Source organism: Mesoaciditoga sp. (assembly GCF_054006115.1).
Genome location: NZ_JBPNHS010000001.1, coordinates 24,843 through 44,552 on the forward strand (window position 1 = coordinate 24,843; position 19,710 = coordinate 44,552).

A 19,710-nucleotide genomic window follows, 5' to 3' on the forward strand; every position below is an offset into this window, starting at 1 on the left:
CATGAGGCTAAAGATAGAAAGAAGGAAAAACGATCCAACAAAACTTTCTGTGTTTTTAATGTCTGTTTTTTCAGTTTTGATTTCTTTAGCGATACTCGGACTCATAATTTTATCTTTGGGGAAAAACCCGATAAATGCTTACGTTCAACTCACCTCTTGGCCGTTTGGCACAGTCGCCGGCTTGACGCAAACGCTAATATCCATGATGCCCTTGTTGTTTACCTCGCTTGGCGTGTTAATAGCATTTAAAATGAAACTGTGGAATATAGGTGCCGAAGGTCAATTTTACATGGGAGCCTTTGCGGCAACATGGGGTGCTCTTTTCCTATTCAAAGGTATCTCCAGTCCGTGGCTAATGCTCCCGCTTTTGGCAGCCTTCGCGGCAGGTTTTGGCGGCGCTTGGGGAGCGGCGGCCGGCTGGATGAAGGCAAAACTAGGAGTCAATGAAATACTCAGCACTTTGATGCTCAATTACATAGCGATTTATTGGGTTAATTATCTGGTGTACGGTCCCTGGAAAGGAAAGGGAAGTTACAATTTTCCTATAACGGCAACATTTCCAAAGGCAGCGATTTTGCCTCAATACACATCTGATGGTCTTAATCTTGGAATATTTTTGGCCATAGCGACTTCTTTTTTCGTCTTTTACCTTTTAAAGAGAACGAAATTTGGCTTTCATATGGATATTGTCGGTGACAATCCCATCGCTGCGAAGTACTCTGGAATAAACGTCAGAAAGATGACGATCGCCGTTTTGGCAATAAGTGGAGCTATATCTGGGCTGGGTGGCATGATGCAGATGAGTGGAGTGCTCTTTCGTTTACAACCGAATTTTTCTCCAGGTTACGGTTACACGGCTATAATCGTAGCGTGGTTGGCGCGCCTTAATCCATTTGTAGCCATTGCGGTCGCGTTTCTTTTTGGAGGATTATTGGTTGGAACTCAACAAATTCAGCTCTTCCTTCAGATTCCATTTTCACTTGTAAGCGTTTTTGAAGGTCTTGTCTTGTTTTCGCTTATTTCAGGTGAGGCTTTGCTTCGTTACAAGATAAGCTTTAAAGGGGTGAGAACATGAGTCATGATATACTAACTTCCACCTTTGCTGGAGCAATAAGATCTGGAACCCCTCTTCTCTTTGCAACACTTGGAGAGATATTGGCAGAAAGATCTGGAATACTTAACCTTGGTGTTGAGGGTATGATGTTAATCGGAGCTTTCACGGGTTTCGCCGTATCGTACACGACATCAAATTTATGGCTTGCGGTTGTGGCGGCCATGGGAGCCGCGGCCATATTGGCTTCGTTACACGCTTTTGTTTCCATTACTCTAAAGGTGAATCAAGTTGTAAGCGGACTTGCCCTTGTCTTTTTGGGAGCTGGTTTAAGTGGCTTTTGGGGGCAAAGATTTGTCGGAATACAATCAGTCAGCTTTGTAAACGTGAAAATTCCTTTATTGGCCGATATACCTTTCATTGGAAATATACTCTTTAACAGAGACCCCTTGGTATATGTTGGATACGTGCTTGCACCATTTATATGGTGGTATCTGTACAAGACGAAATACGGCATGAACTTACGCGCTGTTGGAGAAGCGCCAGGCGCCGCCGATGCGAGGGGAATAAACGTTTCTCTCACGAGGTACATATACACGATAATAGGTGGTGCCTTAGCTGGTTTAGGAGGAGCGTATCTTTCGTTGGCGTACACTTCAATGTGGGTTGAAAACATGACAGCTGGAAGGGGCTGGATAGCGGTAGTGTTGGTTATTTTTGCCATATGGGATCCCCTTCTTGCCATGTTAGGCGCTTACTTGTTTGGCGGAATAAGCGTTTTACAGTTTGGATTGCAAGTTACACAAACGCCAATTCCACCAAACATAATGAAAATGTTCCCATATCTCTTTACCGTATTGGTCATGCTTTTCACTTCGAGTGAAAAGATGAAAAAACGCTTTGGTGCCCCAAGCGCATTGGGCGTACCATATTCAAGAGAAGAAAAAACCTAATCCTTGTAAGGCTTTACCCGGATGGTTTTGAACTTCTTGTACAGAACGAAACCGGGTTTTGCTCCTTTGGGCTTGGAAACGTATTTTATTTTAGTGTAATCAACATCAACCCAGGGAGAATCTTTATACCTGCAATGTGCGGCGGCCAGAGAGGCCGCTATTTCTATAACATCATCTGGTATTTCCCTTCCTGCACTTACGACTATTACATGAGCGCCCGGTACTTCTCTAGCGTGAAACCAGAGATCTTCATTCGAGGCTATCTTTGTCGTTATGCGATCGTTTTGAATGTTGTTTTTTCCTATCAATATCTTAAAACCGTTGTACATCACTTCTAAAGGTTTAGAATGTTTTAAAGCTTTAATTCTCTTTTTTCTCTTCTTCTTTAAAAAACCTCCGATGATCAACTCATTTTCAATTTCAAAAATCTCTTCAATTGAAGAGGCATTTTGAACATCGTCCAGGAGTTGTTGAAAGTAAAACAACCTTTTTTCCATTATTTTAAGTCTTTTTTTGATTCCGTCCTCTTTTTTCTTTATTTTTGAATACATCTCGAAAAAATGATTTGCGTTCTTTGAAACGTCTAAACGAGGGTCCAATTCTATACGTATCTTTTCATTATTCGTCCAATCTGTAACGTCAACGTATTTCGCCCTTTTTGGCAAAGAGTAAAGCTGAGAAACTATGAGTTCGCCATATTTTCTGAATTCTTCAGCATTTTCCACATTTAGGAGTTCTTTTCTGATCTTTTCTAAAGTGCCTTCCGTTTTTGAGACCAAATGTCTTACTCTTTTAAGGAGTTCCGATTTTTTAGATTCAAAAATGCCATGCTCTCTCTTTTCTTTCAGCAAACATTCGATGGCCATTGAAGCACTTTCAAAACGTTTCTTTTCACCATATGGTTTGAATGCAAATACATCCTTAGAAATCCCATTTTCAACTGAAACGTAAGCGCCATCAGTTTTTGATTCTTCAAATACCGCTTTTAAGGTTGTGAGTATCCTTTCTTTCTCTTTAATGTCCAACCCTTTTAAGCTGCTATCAAAGCTTACGTTGGCACGCTTGGTTATTTCTATGGCACTCTTTTTTGATAAACCTCTCACGTTTTTTACCAGGAAAACGTATAGCTTCTCTGAAGGATCTTCAAAAGAATTCAAATCGATTTCTTCCACGTATTTTCTGTTTTCTTGAGGTAATTCATACTTAACACCCTTTTTTATGATTCTTCTTTCGGATATTACCTCTTTGAAAGCGCTCACACACATTCCATTTTTTGTCAAAACCAAATTTCCAAACGCGCCTGTAACTTCATGGTAAATTTCAAATGTTTCCACCTCTCCAATGAGATTTTTTACCTGTACGGTGAATTTTACCACTCTGTCAAAATTAACTTGCTCAACCTTGGTGAGAATTCCACCCTTCAAATGAGAACGCAATATTGAAACGAATGGAATTGGGTTATCTTTTGATATTTCAGCCTTTTCGCTAACGTGAATGTGTGGCCAAACGTTCACGTCTAAAATCAAGTCATTTTCTTTTAGAGAAAAAATTACAGTGCCTTTTTTCCCTTGATGGACACCTGTAAGATAGGTAGGGGTCTTTATCTCTTTTACTATCTTCGAAACGATTAGCGCATCGTACGGCATTTGATCACCTTTCTTTCCGATTTCAAAGCTATGATATCACCTTGAAGTAAGATTTAAGAAGTGAATGGTATAATATCAAGTGTGTTTTTGAATTCACAATTTTTTGAAAAGTGGTGGTGAAAAGATGGCAAGGAAGATCGAATTCATGGATACAACCTTAAGAGATGCCCACCAATCATTGCTTGCCACAAGAATGAAAACTTCCGAAATGGTCCCGGTTTTAGAAGAAATGGATGAAGTTGGTTATCGAGCATTTGAAATGTGGGGAGGAGCCACTTTTGATTCTTGCATGAGGTACCTGGACGAAGATCCATGGGAAAGGTTGAAAACCATAAGAAAAAAAGTTAAGAACACCAAACTTCAAATGCTTTTAAGGGGACAAAACATTCTTGGATATTCCAACTATCCTGACGACGTGTTGGAATTATTCATAAAAAAAGCGATCGAAGACGGTATAGATGTGATAAGGGTTTTTGATGCTTTAAACGATCCGAGAAATCTTCAAAAATCCATTGAAATAGCGAAAAAGTATGGAGCCTACGTTCAAGGAGCCATAAGTTACACCACGAGTCCCGTACACACCGTGGAAAAGTACATGGAATTCGCAAAATCACTTGTGGATATGGGCGTTGATTCCATATGCATAAAAGATATGGCAGGGCTTTTAACAGCCCCAATGGCTTATGAGATGGTAAAAGAATTGAAAAAAAGATTTTCATTGCCAGTTGAGCTTCACTCCCATTTCACTACAGGTCTTGCCGATGCGGCTTATTACGCTGCAATAGAGGCAGGGGCTGACATTGTGGATACAGCGACAAGCGCTTTGGCCTACGGTACAAGCCAACCTGCAGTGGAGCCATTTGCCACTATGTTGAGAGATGCGAAAGATTTAAAAGTGGAATTGGATATGAAAAAGATTTCCATGATCAACAAACATTTTGCCAAGGTAAGGGAAAATCACAAAGACACGGATGTTTCTTTAAAGGGAATAGATACCAGAGTTTTGGAAGCCCAGGTGCCCGGGGGAATGCTTTCAAACTTGGTCAGTCAATTGAAATCGCAGAACGCTCTTAACAGGTATGATGATGTCATGAAGGAAATGCCACGTGTTAGGAAAGAGCTTGGATACCCGCCTCTCGTTACTCCTACCAGTCAAGTAGTGGGAGTTCAAGCGGTTTTAAACGTTTTAAGTGGTGAAAGGTACAAGATAATTACCAACGAAACAAAGAAATATGTTAAGGGTATGTATGGAAAACCACCGGCTCCAATTGATCCGGATGTTATGAAGAGAGTTCTGGGCGATGAAAAGCCAATAACCGTTAGACCCGCAGATCTTCTTGAACCTGCTCTTGATAAGTTAAGAGAAGAAATAGGCGTGTTGGCACAGAGCGAAGAAGATCTTTTGAGTTACGCCATCTTTCCACAAGTGGCAAAGAAATTTCTGGAAAAGAAATATGTGGCTCGTATAAAAGTTGATTTTGACATAGTCGATGAAAATGAAAAAGAGTTTCCTGATGTAACTGTATACCCCGTTTCATGATTAAATTGAAAAAAGGAGGGATTTTGAATGAACGTAAAATACTTGGGCCATTCAGTGGTTCTGATCGAATCTAAAGGGAAGCGTCTCATAATAGATCCTTTCATATCCGGAAACCCTCAAAGTCCCATATCCGTTAAAGAGCTTCCAAAGATTGACTACGTGGTGGTAACACATGGTCATGGTGATCATGTAGGTGACACGGTCGAAATAGCAAAAAGAGACAACGCTACCGTTATTTCGAACTTTGAGCTGTGCAACTACCTTCAAAGCAAAGGCGTTCAAACGCATCCGATGCATATAGGAGGAGCTTTTACATTTGATATTGGTAGAATCAAATTAACGCCGGCCTTTCACGGTTCATCTGTAAGCGAGGGAGACCAGATCATCTACGCTGGCATGCCCGCTGGAGTTTTAATAGATTCTGACGGGAAAAAATTATACCATGCGGGCGATACCGGGTTAACCGTTGAGATGCAACTTTTAAAAGATGAACAAGTTGATGTCGCGTTTTTACCAATTGGCGGTAATTTTGTAATGGATGAAAAGGATGCTATCAGGGCTGTGAAGTTCATCCTTCCAAAAAAAGTCGTTCCAATTCATTACAACACCTGGGACATTATAAAAGCCGATGTAGAGTACTTTAAAAATGAAGTTGAAAAGATAGGTGTGCAATGCGTTGTCATGAAGGGTGGAGACACACTTGAAATATAAAAGGTTTTACGAAAAACGAAGCGCCGCTTTTACTGATGGCTGGCGCTTCGTTTTTTACGATACGCAAATCAAGGACATATCACCAAATTTCTCCACCAAAGGCAATCGGCACACGATGGAGAATTCCCCCAACAATCGTATTCGGAAGAAGTGACAAAATCACATCCATCTCTCAGTCTGCAATCTGTGCACGAGGGAAAGAGCGCGTGTCTAACTTTAAAGCGAAAGTACGAAAAATCTTCCGACTTCCATATCTCCGAGAGGCTTTTTTCATTTACGTTCCCGTAGCTCACAGCTTTTATTTGCTTTTTCAATCCATAAACGTATTCCGTGTAAGTGTGCAAGAACCTATAACACGGAGCAACTTCACCGTCCCAGCGTACAACCACGGAATTGTTTTGTATGAAATTGCAATACCTTTCCGTTTTCAATTCAAAATATGGCAAATTCGTGCTGATTTTTCCCGTTATCTTTCTGGATATGCGATTCTCCATATCCGTTTTTGGATTGATGTAAAGCGGAAGCGAAAGTTCTTTTTCAGATGTTGGGATTATGTTTGAAAGTATGAATCTTGATGCACCAGCGTCGACGAATTTTTGAAAAAAAGATTCTATGTTGTGAACGTTTTTCGTGGAAAGCACAGTTTGAATGGTTACCACCGGCTTTCCAAGCTTTTCACGCGCGATGCGATCGGAGATCTTTTTGGTGAGGTTCAATATCCACGAATAAGCGCCGTGGCCAGCCGTTCCCGGCTCTGCCGAAAATATGAATTCGTCCAACGATATGGAAAAAAAGAAATCCAGCATCTCATCGGTTATGAGGTAGCCGTTAGATTCCAGCAAGAGTTTGTAGCCTTTTTCTTTTACGAACTTTGCCATCTCCTTGAAGTTTGGGTTTGTTAAAGGCTCTCCAATCCCACCGAAAATGATTTCTTTTATCTTTTTCATATCTTTAAGGCCGTCAAAAATGTTGTAAAAAGTCTTCAAATCCATCTTTCCAAATTTTTCCTCAAACGAATTTCTGAAACACATCTCACAGTGCAGATTGCAATCCGAAGAAAGCTCTATGTACACTTTTTCTATGTCGTTATCAGGTTTTAATGTTACCTCTGCATCTCTGAGATTGAATTTATACGTTTTCAACGTTTACCACCTCGAAATCGTAATCAAGCAAGTCAACGAAAAGTATCTTCCCAATTAAATTGTTAGGCTTTTCACATATGAGATTTACCACTTCCATTGCTTGGATGGAAGCCACCAGAGAGATCACTTGCAAAAGTGCTGGCGTTTCTTTCACATCTTCCGGAAAGGAAAGCACATCGGATAAGGTTTTATTCTTTAACGTTAAAATCTGGCCAACGTATCCATTCACGCCAGCGTGTACAAAAGGTATGGACTCTTTTGCCACCAGTTCACTCAGCAATGTTTTAGAACGGGCGTTGTCAAAGCAATCGATCACGACGTCCACTTTTGGAATGCGAAAGTTCTTTTCAACCTTTTGGAAAATGGGATGGATTTCCGTTGAGAAGCCTGTTTTTTCCAACCGTTGTTTCGCAATCTCAACCTTTTTCTTTCCAACATCTTCGATGTTGTACAAAATTTGACGATGTATGTTGGTTTCATCCACCACATCATCATCCACAACGTACAAGCTGGGTATGCCATTTCTCGTCAAAATGGTGGCAACGGTTGAGCCTAAACCACCCATCCCTGCAATCAGAACGCTGGATTTTTTCAACCTTTCCTGGCATGTTCTTCCTATAACTGGAATTTGTCTTGCGAAGTATTTCGAATAGCTCATCATCCACCCGCCGCAGGAGGGAATATTTGCACTTTGTCTCCATCATGAAGAGGCGTGTCAAGCAGATTAAGATGCCAAAAGCTCTTGCCGTTTATAAGGATGTTGGTTCCCTTTATGGGTTGACCACCTCTTACGAGTTTACCGTATATCGCTGAATTTACATCCAGTGAAAGGCGGTGGAGCAACTGCTCCACCGTCAATTCTCTATCGCTTTCGTATTCCAATTTCTTTATCTTCAAATCAAGTCGGAGCGTTGAGTAAAATTCAACGTGTAACTTCAAAGTCCCAACTCTTTTCTCTTCTCTTCGGTGGGAATTCCATTTTCGTCCCATCCTCTTACTTTGTAGTATTCTGGAATTAACACGCTTAGCTTGACGGTTGCGCCTTTTTGTGGGCCGTCCGGAAGCGGGTCTTCCAAAAATCTTTTTGGTAGGGTATCCTCTTTTGGATCAAGGCCGGCTTCAAGATTGAAGATTCTTTCCAAATTCCATATTCTTTCGCCGATTTTCATCATTTCTTCTGTACTCAAGTTGTAACCGGTTGCCGCGTTTATCAAATCGGCGTAATCGTCTCCACCAAGTGCGAAAGAAGTGAAAAGACACAATCCAGCTGAATCTATGACGGATGTCAGATCCTGGAATGTTTTTACCCATTGCGCTTTTCCTTCAAGCTTCTGCGTTTCCAATTTCTCTGGAACGCCAAGAATTTCCGGTGAAATCATGTAACCTCTTACATGGCAAGCGCCCCTGTTTGAAGTGGCGTATTCCAAGGCATGCCCCTGCGCTCCCCTTGGATCGTAAGCAGGTATTTCCTGTTTTTTAACGCTCATTGAGAGCTCTGGGTGCCCATGCGCTTGAGCAAATCTGTATGAGCCTTCTGCCAATTTATCGCCAAGCCCTTCACGGTACGCTATCGCTTTCGTGTAATAGACGATGGCTTCGGAGCTTCCAAAACGCGGCTTTGTCGCGTTTCCTATCTCTTCATCTTTCAAATACCCCTTTTCATACAGTTCCATGGCACAAGCGATTGTGGAACCTGTTGAAATTGTATCGAGCCCAAGTTTGTTGCAAAGGAAGTTCGCTTCTGTTATGGAAACGAGATCAGAAACGCCACAGTCGGCACCAAATGCCCAACCACTTTCGTACTCTGGACCTTCTCCCTCTTCACCGGTTGGCAAGGTTACAACCCTTCCACACGCTATAGGACATCCAAAGCACGCTTTGTTTCTTATGAGATATCCTTTTTCGACTAAAGCCTCGCCGTTTACCTCTTCGACGTATTCGTACGTACCTTTATTGAAATTTCTCGTTGGGTACAAGCCATTTGCGTTTATTATGCTGTCAAGGACTTTCGTTCCAAGTTTCGGAAGGCCTTCGCCCGTTATGCCATTGGAACGCAACGTCGTTATCTTTTCTCTCACGACTTCGGAGAACTGGCCTTTGTCTTTCACTTCCGGCCTTTTATTTCCCCTTACAACGATGGCTTTCAGCATCTTACTTCCCATAACCGCTCCAACACCGGTTCTGCCGGCAGCTCTTCCCTTATCATTTATAATTGAAGAAATCAGGACCAAATTTTCACCGGCGGGGCCTATACAGGAAACTTTTGCCCTTTCATCTCCCACTTCTTTTAGAATCGTATCTGTGGTGAAATACGTGTCTTTTCCCCAAAGATGAGACGCGTCTTTTATTTCAACATCTCCGTTCATGATGGAAATATAAACCGGTTTGTCAGCCCTTCCTTCGATTATCAACATGTCGTAGCCTGCAAATTTCAACTCCGCACCGAAAAAACCACCGGAGTTGCTTGATGCAATCGTCCCCGTTAGTGGCCCTTTAGTGACGACCATATATCTTCCACCCGTTGGAGCGGTGGTGCCCGTTAGAAGGCCGGTTGCGAAGATGAGTTTGTTTTCCGGAGAAAGCGGATCGATTTTGGGATCGATTTCATCCATTAAAAATTTAGATGCCAACCCACGTCCTCCAAGATAAAGTTTAAAGAGTTTCTCATCGATTTGTTCAACTTTCGAAGTTTTGTCAGTGAGATTCACCCTCAGAAGCTTGCCCGTGTAGCTCACACGTATTACCCCCTTGAAAAGAGTACTCTCCTTTCCAAACACGGGAGGCCGGAAAGTTTCCCCTCCAACCCATTGGTTAAAAATTCATGGGTTTTGCAGAATGTAAACCTTTAGAATTTTAACTCGGAGGTGATGATATTTTATCATATAAATTACATTTTTTACAAAAGAATCTAAAACAAAATCTTTAAGTCAAGAAAGTTAAACTTTATTTTATTCTTTATGTAATTGTTAGTAAGAACACTGTCAATCCGCGAATTCATATGAAAATATTTGACAAAAAAGCACTCAACCTAAGAAGAACGATAGAAGTTTTAAAAAATTTTCTCATAATCCAACTTGCGCGTAGTTCACAAAAAATGAAAAGAACATCTATGCATATATCTATCATGTTTAGTATACTTCTCAAGTATGGTAAACTAATATAAAATGTTTTATTACCCATATTTACCTAGTAAACTATAGTTCAACCGCTTTGTAACGCGCGTTGAGTTTTTCCCGTTCTATTCCTATGTACCTTAAAGTTACCTGGGGGCTTGAGTGATTCAGCATTTTTTGTAACATGGCTATATCCGTGCCGTTTTTGTATTGGTGATAACCAAATGTTTTTCGCAAGGTATGAGTGCCCACATTTTGCTCTATGCCAGCCATTTTACAGTATTTGTTTATCGATTGCCATGCGGCAACTCTGCTGATAGGCCGGGGTTTACCTTCTTTTGTTCTTTTTCTGCTTAAAAAAACGTAGGAACCATATTCAATGTTCTTCGAATTTCCAATGTAGGCTTCTATCGCTCTTTTAACCGCTCCATTCAAAGGGAAAATCTTGGTTTTACCGGTTTTTTTCTCCTTAACCCTTACCTCGTCTTTTACTCTTCCGTCTTTCATGAGCAAGTCTTTCCATTTCATGTTCAAGATATCGGATATTCTTAAACCGGCGTTTATACCCAACGTGAACATGAGAAGATCGCGGTAATTTCCATCTTTTTTCATAAGGCGCTTCACACGTCGTATTTTCTTAATATCCTTTATAGGATTAACTTCCCTCATGTCTTTTCCCCCACATAATTTCATTTAAACGGAAAGAAGCTTTTATCTTTCATATCAATTCTTTCAAGCAAATTGGGAAGCTCTTTGACGCCTTTGATTCTTGCACCTTCCCACTTTTCGTAATATCCAAATGGGTCGATATGTAAAGCGGGTATATCGCACGAATTGGCACCAAGCACATCTATGTAAAACATATCACCGACGAACAGAGCGTCTTGAGGTTTTAGTGAAAGCTCTTTAAGCGCCAATTCAAATATTCCCTTATCTGGTTTCGAAACGCCAACCAGATACGAATCGTAAACCCTGTCAAAGTATTCTCTTAGTCCCGCAGTTTCAAGCATCTTTTCAACTCTACCGTCTGAATTTGAGATTACCGACATATGGTATCCGTTCTTTTTCATAATTTCTAGAGCTATTTTGATTCCATCAAATGTGTAAGTCCACAATCCATTTTTCTCATCTTCCTCGATTATCTTCGAAACCAATTCATTGAGAATACTCTCAGGAAGGTTTAAACTTGCTAACCACTCTTTTACAATGTCAAAGCCATCATAAGGGGTTCTTTTTTCCTTTAGAGCTTCGTCAATTTTATAGTACATCTGTGAAAATTTTTTAAAAACTTCGGAAATGCTTACCTCTATTCCCTTTTTTGAAATTAAGGACAAAATCCAGTCAAATTTCGGAAAAATTAAAGTCCCACCAGCATCAAAAAGAAGGTAAGGTCTACTCTTCAAAGCCAATCATCTCTCAATATCCTAAAGATTTGATCGACTTTTCGATCCTTTCCAATCCTTGCTTTAGAATTATTCTCGGTGTTGCGATATTTATTCTTTGAAAGCCACTTCCACCAGGCCCGAAAATGTACCCATCGTCCAGAGCGACTTTGGCCTTTTCCAGCATGAACGTTCTCAACTCTTCATCACTCATATTCAGAGAACGGAAATCCAGCCACACCAAATAGGTGCCTTCCGGCTCCACAACCTTCACTTGTGGCATTCGTTCCGCGACAAACGATTTCAAAAATTCCAGATTTTCTTTCAAGTAATCCAAGAGTGCTTCCAACCATTCTTCCCCATTTTCGTAGGCGGCTTGACTCGCCGTTATGCCAAAAACGTTTCCTATACCGAGACCTATATTTTCCAGCATCATGGAAAAACTTTTCAGTAGTTCTTCATTTGGAATTATGGTCATGGCGGTGTTCAAGCCAGCGATGTTGAACGTTTTGCTAGGTGCCATGAAGGTTATCGTGTTGTTTGCAAAGTCGCTCAAGGAAGCAATTGGAGTGTGTTTGTACTCTTTGTAAACTATGTCAGCGTGTATTTCATCTGAAGCGATGAGAATATCGTTTCTCTTGCATATATTTCCCAATTTGCTCAATTCTTCTTCAGTCCATACCCTGCCTGTGGGATTTTGCGGGCTACAGAGTATAAGCATCTTCGTCTTACCGTTTATCTTTCTTTCAAGATCGTCGAAATCCATCGTGTACCTTCCATTTTCGAATTTTAACGGATTGTAAACGATCTTCCTGCCCAATCCTGAAACAACGCGGAAAAAGGGATAGTATACGGGTGGTTGCAAGATTATCTCATCTGACGGCTTCGTGAAAGCCAATATCGCCAAAGAAATTGCGGAGACGACTCCCGGCGTTGCCACTATCCATTTTCTTTTTATTTCCCAGCTATGTCTCTTTTTAACCCATTTAATAAAAGAATCATAAAAACCTTCATCCTTCAAGGTGTAGCCGTAAACACCATGTTTTGCCCTTTCGATCAAAGCGTTCACGACTTCTGGCGGTGATAGAAAATCCATATCTGCCACCCACATGGGTAACGCGTCTTCTGTTCCGAATACTTCTTCCATTCCATCCCATTTAACGCTTTTTGTGTTTCTTCTTTCAACGTATTCATCGAAGTTGTATTTCATGTTCAATGTCCTTTCCATATTTTTGTATTTTTTTGATTCGGGATATTATATCCGTTTTTCGAAAAAAGCGTTCTCCTTTTTTCGATTTTACGATCACATCCACCTTCTCTGAATTTAACACAATGCAATTGTGTTAAATTCACACACCAAAATTATAGCACTCTAAAGCCTTATGAACAAAGGAATTTTTTGAATTTGTAAAAAATGAAAAAAATCGATCGTTCGGAACTTTTCTTGAAGGCATTTTTTGAGGATTTTTCGTCTCATTTTGATGAAAAAAGAAGTTTCCACCCCATTCAGCTTACTTAAAGGCCAGGAAAAAACGGTCCAAAATTCAAAAAATCGATTTTAAGACAATTTTCTCCTTTTTCATGTATAAAATTATATGAAATGGTGTTTTCTCCGCTCTGAGGGCCGTTTAAACGCTTCCACTTTTTTGATCTTTCCTTGTCACTTTTTCACCACTCACCATTCAACATTTACCATCTCAATCTTGCTTATGCGTCTTAAGAAATTAATCGGAAAACAACTTGCTCAATGAAAGTTCTTTATGCCAATTTGAAACGCAAACCAACACTTATGAACTCTCCATCTGATGACTCATAAAACGAGGTTGGGAAACACACGAATGTGTTGAGAAAGCGAAGCACTCACGGATGAATGTTCGATAAATATAAGTTACAACACAAGAGACCATTCAATATTTTGACAAAACAACATGTCTCACCATCGGATCGACAACGATGTAAATTACCTTTTCTCCTTTTTCCTTTTTCACCCAACACATCTTTTCAAGATTGGTCAAAATTTCGAACAACCGTGAATCTGAAATTATATCGCCATTGGCGGTGAACGTGTTCTTGATCTTAGACCATGTATCTGCCCCACTTGCTATGTATTTCAACGCCTTTACGTATCGGCGGCTTTTTCCGTTGAGCTCTTCTAACTCTCCTTTTATCATGCCTGTGATGGTCTTCAGCGTCTCATCCATTGCCGTGTCAAAATCGCGCTTTTCCGAATACCTTACTCCGAACTGAACTAAGTATCCGGGAAGCCCACCAAGGATGTCTACCGCTTTTTCCAAATCAAAATCCACTTTTATTTTTAACTCGTCAAAGCCCCTTTTCAGAAAGAGAATAGATAGCTCTTTTGAAAAAGGTTGTAGTTGCACCTCTTTTAAAACTCTGCCATAAAGCGGTGAATCGTAATCGTTCGCGCTCAAAAAATCGTGAAGCAAACCAACTTCCGAACCAGTCAAGACGATTCTTATTCGTTCAAAATTTTCGTAGACGTACGAGAAGAGTGCTAAAAGATCCTTTCCACCTCTGGAACCGTAATGTTTGAAATATTGCGCTTCATCGAAGAAGAGAATAACGTAAGAGCGGTTTTTTTCTGCAAAATTCTCTATTCTTTCTAAAAGAGAGAGAATGTCTATCTCTTTCCAATCTAAAGAGACGGAATTACCATTTATGGATATGCCTTTTAGGGTTTTAAGAGATTTACGCAGTTTTTCAGATTTGGAAAAATTCGCCAACTCTTTTTCAATTTGGTTGACAAGATGCATCTTTCGAATATTTCCGCCAGAATTCATGAAAAGAAGCCTGCCGTCCAGAGAAATTGAGGAATATTTTGATTCCGCGATCGAAACGCGTATCAAAGAGGATTTCCCCACCCTTCGTAAGCCTGTTATAAGGATGATTGGAAACTTTTTGAATGCTTCCATCACCCCTTCAAGCTCTTCTTTTCTATCGAAAAGATCGATTTTTCGCTTTTTAGGCTTAAGATCGAACAACATTATTATCACCTGAATTCGTCATCATTCTTACTTTCGGCTCTTTTTTGTTCGTGTTCATTATATCACTTCCGGTACCGGAAGTAGCTTCTGGTATCGGAAGTATAAGCCTTTAAAAGGAGTATAATGGAATTAGCGAATAGGAGGTGAATGTTATGCCGATTTGAAAATCCATTTTCAGGTCTTAAAAGTGGCAAAATGCTTACCGATGAAGAATTTGTAAGGGCTATAAGGTTCATGATCGCAGCTAAATAAGAAACGCTCCAGCTTTACACACAGCTTGCTGAGTCCACAAATAACAAACTAGCTCAAAACGTTTTAAGGGATATAGCAGATGAAGAGCGCGTGCACGCCGGAGAATTCCTTAGACTGCTTAAAGAACTCGCACCAGACGAAGAAGATTTTTATGCAGAAGGGGCATTTGATTGTGGTTTACCTATATATACCTAATAATATGTTTATATTACGTGGTAAACCTAATTTATACATAAAAAATATTGTAAACCAAAGGAGGAAAAATTGAAAGAAGAAATTGCCGTTTTCGCAGGCGGTTGCTTTTGGGGGATGGAATACGCCTTTTCAAAGATCGAAGGAATTATCGAAATAAAAGTTGGCTACACAGGTGGAACAACGCAAAATCCCATATATGAAGAGGTTTCAACCGGTTCCACAGGACATCGTGAGGCGGTGATGTTGAGGTACGATGCGGATGTGATTTCCTATGAAGAATTGCTCGAAATCTTTTGGGAAAACATAGATCCAACAGATGAAAACGGGCAATTCTTAGATAGAGGCTCTCAATACACAACCGCCATATTCTATTCAACCGAGAAGCAACGCCTGCTCGCCGAAAGATCGAAAGAAAAATTGGAAAAATCCATGATCTTCGACAAGCCAATAGCAACCAAAATCTTACCGCTCGGAAAATTCTACCCAGCCGAGGAGTATCATCAACATTATTATCTTAAATATCCAACGGATTTTCGAATGTATCGCTATCTCTCCAAAAAGGAGGACTTTCGGAAGAAAAGCTCTTCATAATCAAAGGTATATGATTTTTTTGGGTTCTTATTCGAATTTAACGTTGGTTTAGTTTGCATACATCCTAACCCTTTTGCAAAGGGATTAAGATGGTTTTTCAAAATTCCATCACAAACCTGAAAAAACAACGAACTTTCTTCTTGCGTCTAACGCTTTGGAATTTTCCGCTATTCGCAAAGATTTAACCTTCTACTTTGAAACCTTCTTTTGATACCTTTAGTGAAAGTTTTTTCCACATGTATAGGGAAGAAATATTACTTCGTCCGATTACTCCAATTGTTGGTCCAGAGCCACACAAAAAAACGGGATTTGGAATTTTTGAATAGATCTCTTCAAAAAAATCTTTCACCTCATCACACAAGGAAAGTCTGACCTTTTGGTGAATTCTGTCATCAAAGTAAGATTTATCGACTTCATCGTTAAAGGCCGCAGCCAAAAGCATTGAAACTCTTTGAATGTTGAAAATGGCATCGGATAGAGAGACACTTTGTGGCAGTATTTTTCTCGCTTTAGCTGTTGATATTTCACAAGGAGGGATGAAAACTTCCACAACGTTAAAGGGAATTTTTACCGGCAAAGAAACACTTCTGTTGTTGATCATTCCACTTACACGCAAGCCTCCAAAAACTGCTGGTGCCACGTTATCTGGGTGCCCTTCCATTTTAACCGCCATTTCGAAAAGTCTGTTTTTATCAAATTCATCTAAAAAAAGCATGCTCGCTCCTAGAGCTGAAACGATGGCAGCAGAACTGGAACCGAGCCCCTTCTTCATTGGTATCGAATTTTTCTTTTCTATTCTCACATTTTTACGATAGCCATGAGTTTTCAAGTATTCTTTTATGATATCTACAACCAAGTCGTTTCCATTGACTTTTTCTCCTTTCTGAACAACGACAAATTCATCGCTTTCTTGTATAGAAAGATGATTTCTCAATTCCAAAGCTACTCCAAGAGTGTCAAAACCACTTCCAAGGTTTGCAACCGTTGCGGGCACCGAAACCGTTATCTTTTTCAAAATCCCACTTCTTTCACCAACGCCTTCACATCGTTTGGAATTGTCACGATGTTGGGAGTGGCGTTCAAAACCGCGTCTGGATCCTTCAGTCCATTGCCAGTGAGCGTTGCCACAACTACTTCTCCCCCTTTGAAAAGTCCTTTTTTTGCCATTTTAACAATTCCAGCAACAGACGATGCCGACGCTGGCTCGCAAAAAATGCCCTCTTCTGAAGCTATCATTCTTTGAGCGTTTAATATTTCTTCATCGCTTACCATGTCTATAATTCCATGCGATTCGTCTCTTGCCTTTTCAGCTTTTTTCCAACTTGCCGGATTTCCTATTCGTATGGCGGTAGCTATAGTTTCTGGTTTTTCAACAACATACCCTTTCACTATGGGTGCCGCACCTTCGGCCTGAAATCCCATCATCTTTGGAAGAGAAGAAATTCTTCCAACTTTGTGGTATTGAGTGTATCCCATCCAGTAGGCCGTTATGTTGCCCGCGTTTCCAACTGGCAAAAAATGATAATCCGGAGATCGTCCTAGAACATCTACAATTTCAAACGCAGCCGTCTTTTGTCCTTCCAACCTGTTTGGATTTAAAGAATTTACCAGAACGACAGGATAGTCTTCGCTCACCTTTTTTACGATGTTCAAACAATCATCGAAATTACCATCTACTTGAATGACTTTTGCGCCGTATATCATGGCTTGTGCCAATTTACCCATTGCTATCTTTCCCGCGGGAATAACGACCACGGCCTTTAGATCAAAAGCAGCGGCGTAAGCGGCGGCCGAGGCGGACGTGTTTCCAGTTGAAGCACATATGACGCTTCTTGCGCCCTCTTCCAACGCTTTGGCAATGGCCATGACCATCCCTCTGTCTTTAAACGAACCAGTCGGATTTGTGCCTTCGTACTTCAAAAAAAGATCTATTCCAAACATTTTCCCCAGATGCTTTGTTTCAATAAGCGGGGTAAAACCCTCTCCCAAGCTTATAATGGGAGTTTTTGAACTTATGGGCAAAAGATCTTTGTACTTTTCTAAGAGTTTCATCTTACCCCTCCAGATAATCTTTTAATTGGTTTGCAAAAGCGAAAATTCCAAATGTTCCACCTGTGTGAATGAAAAGAACATTTGAATTTTGGGGAATTTCTCCCCTTTTGATGAGGTCTTCCATACCTTTAAAAGCTTTGGCTGTGTAAACAGGATCTAATATCACGTGCTCTTTTAGCGCTAATTTTCTTATCACTTCAAAATCTTCATCGGACGGAATGGCGTAATCTTGTCCCACATATCCATCCACAACTTTTGGAACTTCAAGCCTGAAATTCGTTCCATATTTAGAATTAAAGTCTTTCATAAGACTTTTCATTTTCTCTTCTAGCTGTGAGGCATTGGTTTTAGTAACGTTTATTCCCAAAACTTTAAAATCATCCCCGTAGATTTGTTTTCCAAGTTCTAAACCACCTATTGTCCCGGCTGTGCCGGTTGCACAAATCACGTAATCAAAAGACATGTTTCTTTCTTCCCACATTTTTAGCTCTTCAACCATCTTTGCATATCCAAGTAATCCTGTGGCGTTCGAACCTCCAGGCGGAATGATATAAGCCCTCTTTCCTGAATTTTTCAATTCATTGGCCCTTTCATTCATTACATCCATGATATGATCGTATTCATCGTGTGTTATAGGATTAACCCTTGCACCTAACAATCTGTCTATTAAAAGATTTCCTTGTATTTCACTTTGACCAAAAAGAAAGAGTTCAACATCCATTCCGAGTCTTTTTGAAAAATACGCCGTGGCTCGACAATGGTTAGACTGCATGCCACCTGCGGTTAAGACAACATCACATGATTCATTTTTCGCTTCGTATAAAAGAAATTCAAGCTTTCTGACTTTATTACCTGATCCTAAAAATTCATCCAAGTCATCACGTTTTAAAAACAAATTCACACCTAACTCTTTTGATATTTCCTTCATCGGTTCAATGGGCGTTGGAAAAATTCCAAGCGATAATCTTTTACTTAAGAAATCCATTCTTTTATCTCCCCTTTCCGCTTGACATTTGGCGCGTGTAAGAGAAAAATTCAAAACTTTGAAATCTCAAGATTGTTGAAGTTTTCAATCCATCCATCAGATCCTTCTAAATTATTGCCAACAGCTATGACCTTTGTTCCCGCCTTTTTAGCCATTTCCACATCTACGGCGTTATCTCCAATCATAACCACTTCTGAACATTTTAGTTTGAAAAAATCACACACTCTTTGCAACATGAAAGGCGCGGGCTTTCCAGCTTTCACGTCTTGCGAAGTGATCACGTAGTCAACATCTTCTACCAAATTCCAAGTTTTAAGCAAACGTTCCACGTTTTCACGAGAGTCAGAGGTTGCAATGGCAACAGGAACAAATTTAGAAATGATTTTCACAGCTTTTGGAGCTCCTCCAACTGGTTCAAAAAGCTCCTTATCCGTCATTTTCTCCAGAGCCCTTTCAACTATTTGTGTTGCCAATTCTCTACACTTATCCCAGGGAATCTTGTGAGAAATCCAAATGGAAGCCGCCAAAAGAATCTTTTCTTCGGAAGAATAAGCGATCGCGAGTGGAATGTACGATTTTTCGATGCCCACACCGAATATCCTTTTCGCCTCGTTTTCTATATTCAAATTCATTTCTTCTGCCACTTCCATCTGCTTTTCGAAAATTCTTTTCCATACTTTCATCCCTTGAGTAAGCGTGCCGTCTTTGTCGAAAACCACTCCCTTTGCCACGATATCAAAGTCATTTCCATTTAACCTTACAGCCATTGTAATGCCCCTTTCTGAAATGCAAATATCCAAATTGAAAGTGTGTGTGGTCTAAATTATAAACCCTCTGCTTTTTTTGACAAAAAATCTCGTAAAAGTTCATTTTGCTTGACAGACAAAAGCATTTGGAGTTATTATATTGGTAACTTTGTTATTTCTATTTTGTAAGCAATATGAAATATTTATAGGAAATCTGACAGGTCCCCAAGTTAACAAATGAAAGTTAATATTATCTAAAGCGCCTGTGAGTAATCTTGAACTCGTTCAGCTTTTCAAAGAAAACATCCCTAAGCCCGGCATAAATCATCTCATTTCTAAATCTCGT

The 19,710-nt window shown here is 40.2% G+C and carries 18 protein-coding genes, 1 pseudogene and 1 riboswitch; of the genes and pseudogenes, 6 read left to right on the forward strand and 13 right to left on the reverse strand.

Features of this window, described 5'->3' with window-relative positions:
• Position 1 precedes the first annotated feature (1 nt).
• Together ACXJIN_RS00110 and ACXJIN_RS00115 are read left to right on the forward strand one after the other, a co-directional pair.
• Entirely contained in the window at positions 2–1,075 is a 1,074-nt protein-coding gene (locus ACXJIN_RS00110) for an ABC transporter permease (RefSeq protein ID WP_456398444.1), read from the forward strand.
• Positions 1,072–2,004 carry an ABC transporter permease gene (locus tag ACXJIN_RS00115; RefSeq protein WP_456398445.1) on the forward strand — a complete coding sequence of 311 codons (933 nt, stop codon included), beginning with the start codon at positions 1,072–1,074 and terminating at the stop codon, positions 2,002–2,004. Before ACXJIN_RS00110 ends, ACXJIN_RS00115 begins: the two co-directional genes overlap by 4 nt.
• Here ACXJIN_RS00115 and ACXJIN_RS00120 read toward each other — a convergent pair.
• Positions 2,001–3,650, reverse strand: a complete 1,650-nt coding sequence (locus ACXJIN_RS00120) for an Rqc2 family fibronectin-binding protein (RefSeq protein ID WP_456398446.1) — start codon at positions 3,648–3,650, stop codon at positions 2,001–2,003. The genes ACXJIN_RS00115 and ACXJIN_RS00120 overlap by 4 nt on opposite strands.
• A gap of 124 nt (positions 3,651–3,774) precedes the next feature.
• Between ACXJIN_RS00120 and ACXJIN_RS00125 the strand changes: the two genes are divergently transcribed.
• Both ACXJIN_RS00125 and ACXJIN_RS00130 read left to right on the forward strand, forming a co-directional pair.
• Positions 3,775–5,190 carry a pyruvate carboxylase subunit B gene (locus ACXJIN_RS00125; protein WP_456398447.1) on the forward strand — a complete coding sequence of 472 codons (1,416 nt, stop codon included), beginning with the start codon at positions 3,775–3,777 and terminating at the stop codon, positions 5,188–5,190.
• A 27-nt stretch (positions 5,191–5,217) separates the two neighbouring features.
• The gene (locus ACXJIN_RS00130) at positions 5,218–5,901 is read left to right on the forward strand and encodes a metal-dependent hydrolase (protein ID WP_456398448.1); all 684 of its coding nucleotides are present in this window, start codon (positions 5,218–5,220) and stop codon (positions 5,899–5,901) included.
• 68 nt (positions 5,902–5,969) lie between these two features.
• On the opposite strand, the gene ACXJIN_RS00135 is transcribed toward ACXJIN_RS00130, so the two are convergent.
• The 8 genes from ACXJIN_RS00135 to ACXJIN_RS00170 form a co-directional block, all read right to left on the reverse strand.
• Positions 5,970–7,043, reverse strand: a complete 1,074-nt coding sequence (locus ACXJIN_RS00135; RefSeq protein WP_456398449.1) for a tungsten cofactor oxidoreductase radical SAM maturase — start codon at positions 7,041–7,043, stop codon at positions 5,970–5,972.
• Entirely contained in the window at positions 7,030–7,701 is a 672-nt protein-coding gene (locus tag ACXJIN_RS00140; protein ID WP_456398450.1) for a HesA/MoeB/ThiF family protein, read from the reverse strand. The genes ACXJIN_RS00135 and ACXJIN_RS00140 overlap by 14 nt, the downstream gene beginning before the upstream one ends.
• Positions 7,701–7,982: a MoaD/ThiS family protein gene (locus tag ACXJIN_RS00145; RefSeq protein ID WP_456398451.1), complete on the reverse strand. Its 282-nt coding sequence runs from the start codon at positions 7,980–7,982 to the stop codon at positions 7,701–7,703. The genes ACXJIN_RS00140 and ACXJIN_RS00145 overlap by 1 nt, the downstream gene beginning before the upstream one ends.
• Positions 7,979–9,778 (reverse strand): aldehyde ferredoxin oxidoreductase family protein, encoded by a 1,800-nt coding sequence (locus tag ACXJIN_RS00150; RefSeq protein ID WP_456398452.1) that lies wholly within the window; start codon positions 9,776–9,778, stop codon positions 7,979–7,981. Before ACXJIN_RS00150 ends, ACXJIN_RS00145 begins: the two co-directional genes overlap by 4 nt.
• Positions 9,779–9,789: 11 nt before the next feature.
• A riboswitch (molybdenum cofactor riboswitch) is annotated at positions 9,790–9,919 on the reverse strand.
• 318 nt (positions 9,920–10,237) lie between these two features.
• The gene (locus tag ACXJIN_RS00155; protein WP_456398454.1) at positions 10,238–10,825 is read right to left on the reverse strand and encodes a site-specific integrase; all 588 of its coding nucleotides are present in this window, start codon (positions 10,823–10,825) and stop codon (positions 10,238–10,240) included.
• 20 nt (positions 10,826–10,845) lie between these two features.
• Positions 10,846–11,559, reverse strand: coding sequence for an HAD family hydrolase (locus ACXJIN_RS00160; protein WP_456398456.1), 714 nt, complete (start codon positions 11,557–11,559; stop codon positions 10,846–10,848).
• A 13-nt stretch (positions 11,560–11,572) separates the two neighbouring features.
• Positions 11,573–12,748 (reverse strand): MalY/PatB family protein, encoded by a 1,176-nt coding sequence (locus tag ACXJIN_RS00165; RefSeq protein WP_456398457.1) that lies wholly within the window; start codon positions 12,746–12,748, stop codon positions 11,573–11,575.
• Between the two features lie 697 nt (positions 12,749–13,445).
• A complete protein-coding gene (locus ACXJIN_RS00170) occupies positions 13,446–14,540 on the reverse strand; it encodes an AAA family ATPase (protein WP_456398459.1) in 1,095 nt (364 codons plus the stop codon).
• A gap of 150 nt (positions 14,541–14,690) precedes the next feature.
• Between ACXJIN_RS00170 and ACXJIN_RS00175 the strand changes: the two are divergent.
• Positions 14,691–14,990, forward strand: a pseudogene (locus ACXJIN_RS00175) (ferritin family protein).
• 69 nt (positions 14,991–15,059) lie between these two features.
• Positions 15,060–15,581: a peptide-methionine (S)-S-oxide reductase MsrA gene (gene msrA / locus ACXJIN_RS00180; protein WP_456398461.1), complete on the forward strand. Its 522-nt coding sequence runs from the start codon at positions 15,060–15,062 to the stop codon at positions 15,579–15,581.
• 181 nt (positions 15,582–15,762) lie between these two features.
• On the opposite strand, the gene thrB is transcribed toward msrA, so the two are convergent.
• From thrB to ACXJIN_RS00200, 4 genes are read right to left on the reverse strand one after another with little or no spacing between them, the layout of a single operon-like run.
• Positions 15,763–16,596: a homoserine kinase gene (gene thrB / locus ACXJIN_RS00185; RefSeq protein ID WP_456398463.1), complete on the reverse strand. Its 834-nt coding sequence runs from the start codon at positions 16,594–16,596 to the stop codon at positions 15,763–15,765.
• A complete protein-coding gene (thrC, locus tag ACXJIN_RS00190; RefSeq protein ID WP_456398465.1) occupies positions 16,593–17,633 on the reverse strand; it encodes a threonine synthase in 1,041 nt (346 codons plus the stop codon). The genes thrB and thrC overlap by 4 nt, the downstream gene beginning before the upstream one ends.
• A 1-nt stretch (position 17,634) precedes the next feature.
• The gene (locus tag ACXJIN_RS00195; RefSeq protein WP_456398467.1) at positions 17,635–18,618 is read right to left on the reverse strand and encodes a 1-aminocyclopropane-1-carboxylate deaminase/D-cysteine desulfhydrase; all 984 of its coding nucleotides are present in this window, start codon (positions 18,616–18,618) and stop codon (positions 17,635–17,637) included.
• A gap of 50 nt (positions 18,619–18,668) precedes the next feature.
• Positions 18,669–19,385, reverse strand: a complete 717-nt coding sequence (locus ACXJIN_RS00200; protein WP_456398469.1) for an HAD family hydrolase — start codon at positions 19,383–19,385, stop codon at positions 18,669–18,671.
• Positions 19,386–19,710 lie beyond the last annotated feature (325 nt).